The organism is Shewanella sp. KCT (assembly GCF_007636505.1).
Classification (GTDB): Bacteria; Pseudomonadota; Gammaproteobacteria; order Enterobacterales; family Shewanellaceae; genus Shewanella; species Shewanella halotolerans.
In genome coordinates this window covers 25,129-38,713 of the sequence record NZ_LVDJ01000020.1, presented here as the reverse complement: position 1 = coordinate 38,713, position 13,585 = coordinate 25,129, and the positions used below count along the sequence as shown (strand labels likewise).

10 protein-coding genes and 1 pseudogene are annotated in these 13,585 nt (G+C 57.7%); 8 read left to right on the top strand and 3 right to left on the bottom strand.

Going from position 1 to position 13,585, the window contains the following annotated elements; all coding sequences use genetic code 11:
• Positions 1 to 60: 60 nt before the first annotated feature.
• The 5 genes and pseudogenes from AYI87_RS19710 to AYI87_RS19690 form a co-directional block, all read left to right on the top strand.
• Positions 61 to 672 (top strand): SprT family zinc-dependent metalloprotease, encoded by a 612-nt coding sequence (locus AYI87_RS19710; RefSeq protein WP_144204337.1) that lies wholly within the window; start codon positions 61 to 63, stop codon positions 670 to 672.
• A 197-nt stretch (positions 673 to 869) separates the two neighbouring features.
• A complete protein-coding gene (locus AYI87_RS19705) occupies positions 870 to 1,604 on the top strand; it encodes an endonuclease (RefSeq protein ID WP_409928983.1) in 735 nt (244 codons plus the stop codon).
• A gap of 3 nt (positions 1,605 to 1,607) precedes the next feature.
• The gene (gene rsmE / locus AYI87_RS19700; protein ID WP_144204335.1) at positions 1,608 to 2,339 is read left to right on the top strand and encodes a 16S rRNA (uracil(1498)-N(3))-methyltransferase; all 732 of its coding nucleotides are present in this window, start codon (positions 1,608 to 1,610) and stop codon (positions 2,337 to 2,339) included.
• 38 nt (positions 2,340 to 2,377) lie between these two features.
• Positions 2,378 to 3,325, top strand: coding sequence for a glutathione synthase (gene gshB, locus AYI87_RS19695; RefSeq protein WP_144204334.1), 948 nt, complete (start codon positions 2,378 to 2,380; stop codon positions 3,323 to 3,325).
• 12 nt (positions 3,326 to 3,337) lie between these two features.
• Positions 3,338 to 4,654: pseudogene (locus AYI87_RS19690) on the top strand (alkaline phosphatase); the annotation flags it as partial.
• A gap of 418 nt (positions 4,655 to 5,072) precedes the next feature.
• Here the strand turns inward: AYI87_RS19690 and AYI87_RS19685 are convergent.
• From AYI87_RS19685 to AYI87_RS19675, 3 genes are read right to left on the bottom strand one after another with little or no spacing between them, the layout of a single operon-like run.
• Positions 5,073 to 7,550, bottom strand: coding sequence for a putative bifunctional diguanylate cyclase/phosphodiesterase (locus tag AYI87_RS19685; protein WP_144204332.1), 2,478 nt, complete (start codon positions 7,548 to 7,550; stop codon positions 5,073 to 5,075).
• A 4-nt stretch (positions 7,551 to 7,554) separates the two neighbouring features.
• Positions 7,555 to 8,751: a hypothetical protein gene (locus AYI87_RS19680; protein ID WP_144204331.1), complete on the bottom strand. Its 1,197-nt coding sequence runs from the start codon at positions 8,749 to 8,751 to the stop codon at positions 7,555 to 7,557.
• On the bottom strand, positions 8,735 to 9,175 hold the full coding sequence (locus AYI87_RS19675) for a hypothetical protein (RefSeq protein ID WP_144204330.1): 441 nt from the start codon (positions 9,173 to 9,175) through the stop codon (positions 8,735 to 8,737). The genes AYI87_RS19680 and AYI87_RS19675 overlap by 17 nt, the downstream gene beginning before the upstream one ends.
• A gap of 182 nt (positions 9,176 to 9,357) precedes the next feature.
• Here AYI87_RS19675 and AYI87_RS19670 point away from each other — a divergent pair, with 182 nt between their 5' ends.
• From AYI87_RS19670 to AYI87_RS19660, 3 genes are all read left to right on the top strand, one after another.
• Positions 9,358 to 10,386 (top strand): class I SAM-dependent methyltransferase, encoded by a 1,029-nt coding sequence (locus tag AYI87_RS19670; protein WP_144204329.1) that lies wholly within the window; start codon positions 9,358 to 9,360, stop codon positions 10,384 to 10,386.
• Positions 10,387 to 10,571: 185 nt separating this feature from the next.
• Positions 10,572 to 12,242 (top strand): DUF342 domain-containing protein, encoded by a 1,671-nt coding sequence (locus AYI87_RS19665; protein ID WP_144204328.1) that lies wholly within the window; start codon positions 10,572 to 10,574, stop codon positions 12,240 to 12,242.
• Between the two features lie 169 nt (positions 12,243 to 12,411).
• On the top strand, positions 12,412 to 13,458 hold the full coding sequence (locus AYI87_RS19660; RefSeq protein WP_260865191.1) for a site-2 protease family protein: 1,047 nt from the start codon (positions 12,412 to 12,414) through the stop codon (positions 13,456 to 13,458).
• Positions 13,459 to 13,585: the final 127 nt, after the last annotated feature.

Sequence of the window (13,585 nt, the reverse complement as noted above, 5' to 3'; positions counted from 1 at the left end):
AAAACGCCCGCCCTCTTGGCGGGCGTCTATCACCTAACGCCTAGGGCCTGTTGACCTTTCATGTTTCGACGATTGCAATCCCTGTTTCACACGCCTACGCCAGAATCATCCAGGCTTAGCTCCAAAGCGTCAAAATCAAAAACGTCTAAGCCTCCAGCAAATAGTACCGAGCTTAACGAACACCAGCAGCTTATTCTCGAGGCCGTTGAATCTTGCTATCAAACGGCAGAGGGGCAACTTAAGCGCAACTTTCCGCGCCCCGAAGTGAACTTCAAACTCAGGGGCAAGAGCGCCGGCACCGCCCATCTGCAGCTCAATAAGCTGAGGTTCAACCCTGTGTTGTTAGAGGAAAACCTGGATGAGTTTGTCCGGCAGGTGGTGCCCCACGAGATCTGTCACCTGCTCGCCTATCAGCTCTATGGCCGGGTCAAGCCCCACGGCAAGGAGTGGCAGGCCTTGATGGTGAAACTCTATGGCCTGACACCCAGCACCACCCACAGCCTGAATATCGACTCGGTCGCCGGCCGAACCTTCGACTATCGCTGCCGCTGCGGCGTCGTGCCACTGAGCATTCGCAGACACAACAAGGTACAGCGCCAAGAGACCCAGTATCGCTGCCGCCGCTGCCAGGAGACTCTCACCCCCTTGGATGGCACGGGCGGCGAGGCATGATGAATCCGGCTTAACTTGCCTGAACTGAGTCGATTCCCGTAGAATCGGCTTGAATTACGGCGCCATATTCAGCGATACAAGATTGAGTGGGCACCAACACAAGAGTCGCCACCAAGCCGGCCAAATAGAGAGCGCGGCAGAGATAGGCGACGAATTTTTATTTTTAGGGAATAGATGTGCTAACTACCTCATTGAGTTTGAGGCCGCTGCTGCGCGGCGCCTTGGCGTTGCTGGCGCTCGGCTTTACCACGGGCGCGCTCGCCTCCCATCCCACCAGTTTTAATCAGGCCAAGCAGGTCGCACGCAGCATCTACAGCGAGGCGCTACCAGCCAAGAGCTTCTACTGCGGCTGCGACATCAGCATCTCGGGCAAGTTGTGGCAGCCCGACTTCAAGCGCTGCGGCTATCAGGTACGTAAACAGGAGAAGCGCGCCAAACGCATCGAGTGGGAACACATAGTCCCCGCCTGGGAATTTGGCCACCAGCGTCAATGCTGGCAAGAGGGCGGCCGTAAAAACTGCGGCAAGATAGACAAACAATTTAAGAAGATGGAGAGCGACCTGCATAACCTGGTGCCCGCCATCGGCGAGGTTAATGGCGATCGCAGTAACTTCCGCTTCAGCCAGTGGAACGCCAAGGCTGAGCAATATGGCCAGTGTGCCATGGTGGTCGACTTCAAGGGCAGAAAGGTGGAGCCTCCCAGCCAGACCCGCGGCCAGATAGCCCGCACCTATCTCTATATGCAACAGGCCTATGGCCTCAAGATCGCCAAAAGTCAGCTAAAACTGTTTCAGGCATGGGATAAAAGCTATCCAGTTGATACTATTGAGTGCCAGAGAGACGCCGCCATCGCGGCCAAACAGGGCAACCACAACCCCTTTGTCCAGGCCCAGTGCCAAAAGCGGACAGATACCCAGCGTATCGCGGAGTAATGCATGAGAATTCCAAGGATCTATCAGCCCGGCAACTATGACCTTAACCAGCAGTTGATGCTGGACGAGGAAGCCGCCGGCCACGTCGGGCGCGTATTGCGCATGGGCGCCGGCGAGCAGCTCGAGCTGTTCAACGGCGATGGCCACAACTACCTGACCGAGATCGTCGCCGCCAGCAAGAAAAATGTCGAAGTGCGGGTCCTATCCAAGGAGGCGAACGACAACGAGTCGCCTCTGAACCTGCATCTGGGCCAGGTGATCTCCCGCGGCGATCGCATGGACTTCACCCTGCAAAAATCGGTCGAGCTGGGAGTCAATACGATTACCCCGCTGTTTTCCGAGCGCTGCGGTGTCAAGCTGACCGGCGAGCGTCTGGAGAAGAAGATCCAGCAGTGGCAGAAGATAGTGATCAGCGCCTGTGAACAGTCTGGCCGCAGCACGGTACCAGAGGTGAGACCAGCGATGCAGCTCGACGACTGGTGCGGTGAAGCCACCCAGGCCCTCAAGCTCAATCTGCACCCCAGGGCCGACCATGGTATCAATGGCCTGGTGATGGAGACTCCAAGGGTGCGTCTGCTGATCGGCCCCGAAGGCGGCTTGTCGCCCCAGGAGATCGCCATGACAGAAACCCATGCCTTCACCGACGTGCTGCTCGGCCCCCGCGTACTGCGCACCGAGACCGCTGCCCTGACGGCCATCAGCGCACTGCAACTTAAGTTTGGCGACCTGAGCTAAAAGGCTCGGCCCTTAGTATTAACAAAAGGAAAGATGAGATGATAAAGCTTGGCATAGTGATGGATCCCATCAGCGACATTAACATCAAGAAAGACTCCAGCTTCGCCATGTTGATGGCGGCGCAGTCGCGAGGCTATCAGCTCTATTACATGGAGATGCAAGATCTGGCCATGGTGAACGGCGTGGCCATGGGTAACATGCGTCGCCTCACGGTGAAGCAAGATCCCCAATCCTGGTACCAACTGGAAGAGGCCGTCGATACGCCGCTGGCGGATCTCGACGTGATCCTGATGCGTAAGGACCCGCCATTCGATACCGAGTTCGTCTACGCCACCTATATGCTGGAGCGCGCCGAGGAGCAAGGCACGCTTATAGTCAACAAGCCCCAGAGCCTCCGCGACGCCAACGAGAAACTGTTTACCGCCTGGTTCAGCGAATTTACCCCAGACACGTTAGTGACCCGCGATGCCCAGCGCATCCGCGCCTTCTATCAGGAGAAGGGCGATATCATCCTCAAGCCGCTGGATGGCATGGGCGGCAGCTCTATCTTCCGGGTTAAGGCGCAGGATCCTAACCTAGGGGTGATCATCGAGACCCTCACCAACCATGGTCAGCAATATGCGATGGCCCAGGCCTTCATTCCGGATATCACCGCCGGCGACAAGCGCATCCTGGTGGTAGATGGCGTACCGGTTCCATACAGCCTGGCGCGCATTCCCCAGAAGGGCGAGACCCGGGGTAACCTGGCCGCCGGTGGTCGCGGCGTCGCTCAGCCCCTGTCTGAGAGCGATTGGGCCATCGCCAACGCCATCGGCCCCGAGCTGAAGAAGCGTGGCCTGATCTTCGTCGGCCTGGATGTGATCGGTGACAAGCTCACCGAGATCAACGTCACCAGCCCGACCTGTATCAGAGAGATCGAGGCCGCCTTCGACGTGGATATCACAGGCATGCTGATGGACGCCATCGAAGCGCGTGTCGGTCGTTAATCTGGAGCCAAGATGAAACTAACCCGCTTATGTTCCCTCCTCTGCCTGGGTGCCGCGCTGGTATCGGGCAGCCTCTGGGCCGACAACCTGCTCGGCCCGCAGACGGCGCCGAGCCGTCCCAAGAATATCGTCATCATGGTAGGCGATGGCATGGGCCCAGCCTACACCAGCGCCTATCGCTACTATCAGGACAATCCCAACACCCAGGAGATAGAGCAGACGGTATTTGACCGCCTCTTGATGGGCAACGCCAGCACCTATCCGGCGCCCGTCAGCGGCTATGTCACCGACTCGGCCGCGGCCGCCACCGCCCTGGCCACTGGGGTGAAGACCTATAACGGCGCCGTGTCAGTCGATGTCGACAAGCGCCCCGTCCCCACCCTGCTGGAACTTGCCAAGAAGCGCGGCATGAACACAGGCGTGACAGTGACCAGCCAGATCAACCACGCCACCCCGGCCGCCTTCTTAAGCCACAACGAGAGCCGCCGTAACTATGAGGCTCTGGCCCAGAATTACCTGACCACAGATGCCGACGTCATGCTCGGCGGCGGTCAGAAATACTTCTCCGATAAACTGATCAAGCAGTTCGAGGCCAAGGGGTATCGGGTACTCAAGGATTCAGCCCTGCTGGAGGGTGTAACCCATCCTAAGGTGATGGGTCTGTTCGCCGACGTGCAGCTTCCCTGGGCGATCGATGAGCCAGAGGCCAGACGCCTGAGTACCATGACCGCCAAGGCGCTGGAACTACTCTCCCAGAACGACCAAGGCTTCGTGTTATTGGTGGAAGGCAGCCTGATCGACTGGGCCGGCCACAACAATGATATCGCCACCGCCATGGCCGAGATGCATGAATTTGCCAGCGCCATCGAGGTGGTCGAGCAGTATGTGCGTCAGCATCAAGACACTCTCTTAGTCGTCACCGCCGACCATAACACCGGCGGTCTCTCAATCGGCACCCGAGGCGAGTACCGCTGGGACAGCCAGATGCTGCGCCAGATAAGCGCCAGCCCGACACAAATCGCTAAGCAGGCATTGGCCCAGGACGAGTGGCGAAGCGGCGTGAGCGGCGCCCTAGGTTTTACCCCGAGCGATGACGAGTTTAGCGCACTGGATAACGCCAGAATGCAGGGCGAGCAGGTGCTGACCACCCAGCTTAAGAAGCTAATTGACCAGCGCTCCAACACAGGCTGGACCACGGGCGGTCATACGGGAGTGGACGTACAGGTGTTTGCCGCCGGCCCGGCCTCATCCCTGTTTGCCGGCCATCAGGACAACACGGATATCGCCCATAAGCTGATCAGCCTGCTACCTAAAGCGGCTAAAGCTAAGCCAGAAGCTAAACAGGCTCCAGCTAAGCCTCTAAAGCCAAAGTCAGCTAAGCCTGTAGAAGCTCTGCCACTAGATGCTGAGCCTGAAGCGGCGCAGCAGAAAACTGAGGTGAAGGTTAAAGCTGAGATTGAAGCTGAGGTTGAGAGCAAGGCAAAGGATCTCATCGACTCACAGGTATTGCCGAAAGAAGATGTGAAGTCGGCCGTCGAGGCCAAACCGGCCGCCGAGGGACAGTCTGCCGCCAGCGACTCTAACGCTAAGGAGATGGACGCTAAGCAGGCGCTGCAACAGGCAGAAGATCTACTTAGCGAGGGCGCCGAGAGCCAGTCTGCCGCCCCCGTGTCTCAGGTAGACAATCAAGAATAAGCCATATCTTTCACTAGCTACTGTTACTAGCATCAGGCGCTAGCCTGTCTCACTAGCTCCCCTGCCTAGCCAACTTAGGCTGGGGAGCCTGGCTGATGGGCCACAGGCGAGTCTCCTCTATCTCCTGCAACACCTTAAATACAGACGCCACGTCCAGTGGCCGCGAGAAGTAATAGCCTTGACCCAGCTCGCAGCGCTGACAGCTTAGGCACTCCGCCTGCTGCTGAGTCTCAATCCCCTCTGCCACCACCTGACGCCCCAGATTATGAGCCAGCTCGATCACTGTGGTGATGATATGGGCATCGGCCTCACCATCGAGCACATTGGCGGTGAAACAGCGATCTATCTTCAAGAGATCGAAGGGTAACTGCTTGAGATAGCTCAGCGAAGAGTAGCCGGTGCCGAAGTCGTCGATGGCGATCCTCACCCCCAGCGCCTTGAGCGCCGCCATGGCCGCCATGGCCTGCTCTACCTGCTCGATCACGCTCTCCTCGGTCACCTCAAGCAGCAGGGATTGGGCCGAGATCTGCTGCGCCTCCACCTCCTGACGCACCACGTTGAGTAGATCGGTCGCCAGGAAGTGTTTGGCCGACAGGTTGACCGCGATATAGAGCTCGGGCCAGCCGGCCGACTTGAGCTGGGCGACTAACTCCGAGGCCTTACGGATCACATAGTTACCCACCTCGATGATCGCCTCGCTATGCTCGATATCGGGAATGAAATCCCCCGGCATGATGAGGCCACGCTCGGGATGGAACCAGCGGATCAGCGCCTCGAAGCCGCGCAGCCTGCCAGAGGGCAGTTCGACTATGGGCTGCAGGAAGAGCACCAACTGCTCCTCGTTGATAGCCGCGCCTATGCTCTGCTCTATCATGAGACGGTTGTTGGCCTGATGCAGCATCTCTTCGCTGAACACCCGGTAGTTGCTGCGACCGGCGCTCTTGGCCTGATACATGGCCAGATCCGCATGCTGAATAAGCTCCTCCGCCCTGAGCTGCGAGGTGTTGCAGTAGGCCAGGCCGATACTTGTGGTGACGATCAGCTTGTGGCTGCCCAGCACCACGGGATGCTGCAGGGCCGAGAAGATCCTGTGGATCACATTGCTCACCTCCTGCTCGTCGCGCACCTGCCTGAGCAAGATAAGAAACTCATCGCCCCCCTGACGGAACACGGTATCCATCTCGCGCACGCTGTTGGTCAGCCTGGCGGCCACAATTTTGAGTAGCTCGTCCCCCTGAATATGACCCAGGGTATCGTTGATCCGCTTAAACTCGTCGAGATCCAGGAACATGAGCACCACACAATCTTCCTCGCTGGCGATACAGGCGATGGCGGTCTGCAGCTCATGATGCAGCATCGCCTTGTTGGGCAGGCCCGTCAGGGTATCCAGCATGGCGAGCCGTTCCAGCTCATGGGTGTACTCGTCCACCTCATTTTCCATCCCCTGCATGTTATCGGCCAGCTGTCGGGTCGCCAGATGGATCAGATCCACCTCGTCGGGAAACAAGGATGGCTTGCTCGGCAGGCTGGTGCGTACGCTGCCAAAGTCGTGGTCCGCCAGCAGGGGCAAGAGGCTGGCGTGGCGCGCCAGGCTTATCACCGGCGACCAGGCCACTAACAGCACCAGACCGGCGGCCAAGATCAGTCCTACCAGCAGTGTGCCCACCATCCCCAGCTGGAAGGTAGATAGCATCTGCTGCCACTGCTCCAGACTCATCAACACCACGATCGCCGGGGCGTTTTCCACCTTATCCAAGGGAAAGGACCACACCGCCCAGTGGCTGTTCTGATAGCTGTAGATGCCTTCTCCGAGGGAGATCTGCTGCCAGGAGTAACTGTCGGCCATGTGACTCAGCAGGGCGAAGCTGCTGGGGCGGTTGCTGATACTATAAAGATGACGCCCCCACAGGGGACCTGGCTCGGCGCCGCGAGACTGGGCGCCTAATACCGCCAGCTCGATCGACTTGTCGGTACGAAAGTGGCTGATCACCTCCGTGAGTGCCGACTCGAAGAAGAACAGATGAGGCTTGCTGTTCACCAGGGTCGGTACCAGCACCTGGATCACGCAGTCCTCGACACACACCACCCTTGAGGTGAGTTCGAAAGAGGCCTCGCTCTGCATCAGCCACTGAAGATCATCCTGAGAGTGTGGCTCGCCCGCATGGGCCAGTCGTTCACCGTTTAGCTGATACAGGCCAAAGCCCTTGAGATCCCAATAGAGCTGTACGTCGGGCCAGTTCTCGCTCAGCAGTAGCTGATAGCCCTCGGCGCCATCATCCCCCTTGGCATTGGCCACAAACCCAAGCTGCATCGCCGCCTGCAGTGAATGTTCCACCGCCGTACTCATGGAGAAGGAGAGACTCTGGGCCAGCTTGTCCCGCTGGGCCTCCAGTAACATCTTCTGCTGGTTAAGTAGCTGCTGGTAGGCCAAGGTACAGATCACCCCACCCACCAGGGTCAAGATCAGAATCACCGCGATAAGGAGTTTCCATTTGATACTCAAGAAGCGATTGGGGTGATTCACTATCATGGGATCACCACTGGAACTTATAGGATATTTCGATGGCAAACAGCGACCAGTCCTTGTCCTGCACCGCCGGATTCGGCAGCAGGATAGGCGTCACCCAGGCGGCGCCGCGTACCTTGTGGTATTCCGCCGCCACCATCCAATCTTTCGCGGGCAGCCAGCGGGTCCCAATGGTCCAGTCGTGGGCGTAGCCGAAGTAGCCGGGCAGTCCTCGTTCGGCCAGCTTGTCGCCATCTGGGTCCTTCTCATCCTGTACCTGATGATCGTAACGAACAAACACCTCGACATCCCCCGGCAGATAGCCGCGCACATCCAGATAGTAGCCGTAGCCCCTCACCTCATAGATGCCCAGCTCCGGCGGCACAAACACCCCGCCTACGTAGCGATCCCAGTGCAGATATTCGCCGGTAAATTCGAGGAAGTTAATCCGGTACTGGGCCGACACTATCCAGTGCTTGGATCGCAGGCTGCCATCAGCAAAAGGCCCCCCCAAGTGGGACTGATAACGACTCTTGGCGTCGAAATAGGTGAGTCCTAGCCTCAGGCTGTCGTCCTGATACTCGAGATCCGCCCCCCAATAGCCATCGGCATCGAAGCGGCCAAACTCCTTTGAGCCCACCACGTTACGGGTCAGGTCGTCGGAGGTTTGTGCATCCCCCAGGGTGAGGTGCCATTCCAGTGAGCCGTCCAGCACGGGATGGCCACCAAACAGCTCGCCGCCAGTGATATGCAGCAGGGCATCGCGAAGATAGTCGCTATAGACAGACTGGGGCAACAAGATCCCCGGCCGGGTAAAGGAGACATCCCGGGTACTGGTGTAGAAGCCGGCCTCACTCTTAAACAGGCCGCCCCTGGCCCCCACATACCCCTGATCTAAGATGAACTTATACTCGGCGAACAGATAGTCGGCGGAGAGACCTGACTCATCCAGGTTCCCCCATTGGCGATAACGGGCGGCCCCCGCCACACGGAAGTGTTCATCCGGCATCCAAGAGAGGTGCAGCGCCGCCTCGGTGACATCGAAAGTGTCTCCCGACTCGCCAACGATAAACTCGCTGCCATCGGCTGAAATATAGCCCTGACCGATAAAGCCATTGACCTGCCATTGGTTGCTCTTGGCCTGCGCAGCAAGAGGCAGGCAGAGGGCCAGCTGCAAACCTAAGATGCCTGCCAAAAGGATTAAGCGACTAGTGCTCGGCTTCATCTTGTCCTCCTTGACGCTCGATACCTGCCTCGACGGCGAGCTCGCCGCCACCGCCAGACACATAGCCTATCGCCCCGGGCGTGCTGGCCACCTTCTCGCGCATCTGCGCCTCGGAATCCAGGGTAACCGGCCGCTCGCCGACGCCGGAAAACACCAGGCGGTCCCAGCGATGACGCAGCACATAGGGCATCATTTCCAGCTGCTGATAGCAAAATTCTTCATGTATGGGGGAGTTGCTGGGGAGGACGAAGACATGGATCTTCTGACCGTCGGACCAATAGAGCTTCTGCATGGCGAAGATCAGCTTGAGATCTTTCGGGGTGATGTCGGCGATCTCCACAGAAGAGTTGACGATCACCTGAGCGGCGAAAACGTTAGCGCAACAAAGGCCCAGTAGGCACATCCATGTCGACAATTGCCGCATCCTCGCTCCTCTATCTCCTATAGACCTCAGTTATGCGCCAAATCTCACATAACAAAGGATATTTATCCTCTAATGAGATATAGCTTAGGCAAGAATCGGCAAACTGGCATAATAAATGTTACTGATAATATAGTGGCTTGGGCTATAATTGCCGCAAATTCCCCTTTGGCCTGTGGTTGCGCGTGTTATCTAATCCTTCTCAAGTCGTCCTAAGAAATATCGAACTGTTTGAATCAAAGAATGTTTTGCTCATCAATCATGAGTGCGATCTTCTGGCGACGGCCCTGTTGGAAGATGCCGCAAAAGTCACGACTCTGGCCCTGGATTTCAACCATTTTCAGCGCATCAAAAGCCATGAAAATGCCCGTCTGCAGTGCCATTTCGGTCATCAGCTGCCATCGGCGCAAACTTTCGATGCCGTGGTGCTCTTCTACCCCAAGTCTAAGAGCCTGGCACCCTACCTGATCAACCTGGCGGGGCGCCATCTAATCCCGGGTGGCGAGCTGGTGATCGTCGGTGAGAAGAAGGGCGGCATTCGTTCTATCACCAAGCAGCTGCCTGACTACTTCGATGCCGGTATCAAGCTGGATAACGCCCGTCACTGCATGCTCTACAGCAGCAGCCTGCAAAGCGAGGCGCCGGAGATCAAACTCAGCGACTGGGTCAAAGACTACGTGCTGAGCACGCCGCAGGGGGAGCTGACCATCTGCAACCTGGTGGGCGTCTTTAGCGAGAAACGACTCGACGAGGGCACAGAGCTGCTGCTAGAGCACCTGCCCACACTTAAGGGGCGCGTGCTCGACTTTGGCTGCGGCGCCGGGGTGATCACCGCCGCGTTGCTCAAGGCCAACCCAGATCTCGAACTCGAGTGCGTCGACATCAACGCCATGGCCCTGGCCTCCTGCGAGCTGACCCTGGCGGCCAACGGCATGCAGGCCAAGGTCTATGCCTCGGACGGCCTGACGCAAACCCAGGGATTGTTCGACGCCATCATCTCCAACCCACCGTTTCACGATGGCCTGGACAGCACCACAGAGATAGCGACCCGCTTCGTGCAGGAGAGTGAGGCGAAGCTTAAGTCTGGCGGTATTTTTCAGATCGTGGCCAACCGCCACCTGCCCTACAGTGACACCATAGCCAAATTCTTCAAAACCGTGAATGTGGCTGCCGAGAACAACAAATACAAGATCTACGCCAACCGCAAGGCGTAACTCGCTAAAAAAACACTGTTTAATCTGTTATTTAACGCCGGGGTCACCCGGCTTTTTTCGCACGAGATCTCATTTCAATCATGCGCTTCATCTACATCATAAAATAGGGCTTCATAGGTCAAACTTTATGCTGTTATACTCGGGAGAATACTAACTAAAATAATAATTAACCTGCGGAAATCTCTATGCTGGATCCTGGACTGATAGAACTGAGTAGTGACGGAAACTTAGCCGAATTAAAAGTCATTCCCAATACCCATGGCCCACTGACGGTGGATGCCATTCTTGAACTGCTCACCCTCCCCGAATTTTGCCAGCTTTTCCCCCGTAAGAATGTTATCGAAAAGGCCGTCGCCCAGGTCAACAAGGTTATAGGTCAGGACGATGGTCAGTATGAACTCTTCTTCGAGATCGCCGAGCGCCGCGACGCCGAGATAGCCATCACCCTCAGCGACGACAAGATGAGCGCCGAGATGACGCTCACCGCCCCCTGGGGTGGCAAGTCACTGACACTGCAAGATATCTTAAGGGCCCTCAAGGCCGAACAGATCAGCATGGGGCTGAGTAAGGTCAAGATAGAGGCCCTGCTGGCCAAGCTGCCGACCTTGGCCCCAGGCGAGAGTTGCAGCGAGGTGATTGCCCACGGCAAGCCTGCCATCAATGGCACCAATGCCATCGTCGAGCGTAAGGTGCCCCTGGCGAGGGAGCGTCTGCTGCAGCCCCAGGAGCGCGCCGACGGTACGGTGGACATGCGTAACCTCGGCGAGATCATCATGGTCAAACCCAAAGACAAGTTGATGGTTAAGCTCCCCGCCACCGAAGGCACTAAGGGCTACAACGTTCAGGGTGAGCCGCTACTGCCGATCGCCGGCAAAGATCTTAAACTTACCGCAGGCACGGGCGCCGAGCTGCTGGAATCCGATCCCAATGTGTTAGTCGCCACGGTCGCCGGCCAGCCGGTGGAGACCAAGACAGGCATGCAGGTCGATGACGTGCTGCAGATTAAGGATGTGGATATCGGCTACGGCAACGTCGACTTCAAGGGCAGTGTCCTGGTTACGGGCGACGTGCATGAAGGCATGGTGGTCAAGTCCACCGGCGACATTACCGTGATGGGCTTCGTCGACTCGGCCCAGCTGATCGCAGATGGTGACATCACAGTCAGCAAGGGGGTGATCGGCCGCCAGCTCAAGGAAGATCAACTCTCTACCAAGCTATCTGCCAAGGGGCAGATCTCCGCCCAATTCGTGCAGTATTCGGAGCTGCAGGCCGAGGGCGACATCCTAGTTACCAAGCAGCTACTGCACAGCCACACCCAGACGGCGGGGAAACTAATCGTCAGCGACGCCAACGGCCGCCGCGGCGACCTGGTGGGCGGCGTGGCCCAGGCCGATAAGGGGGTCAAGGCGGTGATCATAGGCGCCACGGCCGGTACCCGCACCGAGGTATTCTGCGCCATGAAGTGCGGCGAGCTGAAAGAGGAGCTCAAGCAGCTGGATCATGGGATCAAACACATGGTGGTAGCCAAGCTCAACATAGAGGCCAGCCTCAACAAGCTGCCCCCCAAGGCCGAATGGCAGGACGATGCCCTCATGGTGGAGCAGGTCAAGGGGATGCTGGAGGAGAAGCGCCGCATCACCGAGGAGTGGTCCCGGGAGGAGCAGGAGTTCAACGCCATCAAGCAGGAAGTGGAACACTATTATCAGGAGTACCGCATCGAGGCCTGCAAGCATATCTTCGCCAACGTCGAGCTACATATCGGCCCGGCCTTTAACCGTACCCAGCGCGAACACGGCCCCTGCATAGTGGTCAACGAAGCCCAGGAGATCAGCTTCGACTATAGCAATCGTAAGTGATCTCAATTGATTAGACGACTAACGAGGCCCGGCAAAATTGTCGGGCCTCTTTTCTTTGCCATGGCTTTACAGGCATAATCCCCGCCAGATAGCGGTAACGGATAACGGAAAACACGTGGAACTACTGAGAATAGACTGTTTAGGCAAAGAGTTGCGCCTCGAAGGCTCAATGGCCGGCTGGCAACAACTCTTCTGGGACAATCAGCTGGTGTCGGTCAAGGAAGCCAGTGCCGATAATCAGGGGCTGAGAAACCACGAGTTTGAGTTAAGCCGCCACGACCCACAGCAAGAGACGGTGCAGAAGATCCCCCTCACCCTGGAGGTGGACCTCATCTGGCAACCCTTCACGCTTAACTATCGCCTGCTGAGCGAAGACGCCGTGCTGAGCGAGGGCAGCCGCAACGCCAAGGATATCGAGCGCCAGACGCCGGTCACCCCGGTAAAGGCACCACAGAAACTGAGCCTAGTGGGCCTGGCCTCCTTAGGCTTTAAGCTGCTCAAGAGCGCCAAGGTGATCAAGGTGGTGCTGGCCGGTGCCAGCGTGGCCGCCTACTCCTGGCTCTTCTCCTTCCAGTTTGCCCTGGCGCTGATCGCCTGTCTCATGTTCCACGAGTATGGCCATATTCGCGCCATGAAATATTTCGGCATGAAGACCAAGGGGATCTACCTGATCCCCTTCATGGGTGGCCTGGCGCTCAGCGATGAGAAGATCAACACCCGCTGGCAGGATGTGGTGATCTCCATCATGGGGCCTACCTTCGGCCTCCTGATGTCGATAGCGGCCCTGGTCGCCTACTGGATCACAGATAACCCGCTGTTTGCCGGACTTGCCGCCTTCAACGCCCTGCTGAACCTGTTCAACCTGCTGCCCATATTGCCGCTGGATGGCGGTCATATCCTCAAGAGCATCAGCTTCTCCATGAACAGCCTGATGGGACTTGTCGCCTGTGTGGCCGGCGCCGCCATCGGCGTCTTCATCAGCTATAGTCTGGGGCTGGCGTTGCTGGGCTTCCTGCTGCTGATCGGCAGCCTGGAAATCGTCTTCGAGTGGAAGAGCCGTCACCAGAGCCATCTGCTGCCGCTGGACAGATACGGTCAGATCTTCTCAACCATCTGGTATCTGCTGACCGTCGGCGCCCTGGTCGCCATCATCTGGTACCTGGCCGGTAGCGGCGATGACGTGCTTGGGCTGCCGCTCAAGATACTGCAGAGCTAAGTCATCTAAGAAGCTCACCCTCTGTCGTCTCGCCCTCCTCTGAGGGCGAGACGCCTCTCAACAAAGCAGCCTTCCTCAAAAACCTGCTCCTTCTCCCTCTACAGTCCCAGCCCAAACAAGGTGAACA